Source organism: Ruminococcus sp. MCC718 (assembly GCF_018783905.1).
Lineage (GTDB): Bacteria > Bacillota > Clostridia > Lachnospirales > Lachnospiraceae > Hominisplanchenecus > Hominisplanchenecus faecis.
The window spans coordinates 1474-1862 of record NZ_WQNP01000166.1 but is presented as its reverse complement, the minus strand read 5'-3'; the positions used below and the strand labels follow the sequence as shown (position 1 = coordinate 1862).

At 43.2% G+C, this 389-nt stretch carries 1 protein-coding gene; it reads left to right on the top strand.

Annotated elements, in window-relative coordinates; translation table 11 throughout:
- Positions 1 to 389, top strand: a 389-nt coding sequence (locus tag GPK60_RS15475) for a SpaA isopeptide-forming pilin-related protein (protein WP_252191413.1), incomplete at both ends; no start/stop codon positions are given.

Below are 389 nucleotides of genomic sequence, written 5' to 3'. Positions count from 1 at the left end.
TCTGATAAGAGCTGTAACAGCCAGCTTGCCACACTTACTGCCGATGGAAACGGCGATACCAAAGAAGTTGAGGTAAAAGCCGGAACAGTTTACATCAAAGAGCTTTCTGCTCCAAAGGGTTACAAGCTGGATTCTACTGTCCATGCCTTAAATGTGGAAGTTGGAAAAACAGCGACATTAACTGTTGCTGACACTCCAAAGGTCACAGAAACTTTGATTGATTTATTTAAAATCGACATGGAAACAGAAAAATCCACGCCACAGGGAACTGCTTCTTTAGAGGGTGCAGAGTTCACATGGAGCTATTATGACGGTTACTACAATGCAGACAATCTTCCTAAAAAGGCTACCCGTACATGGACAACGAAAACCGTTGCCGAAAAAGACAG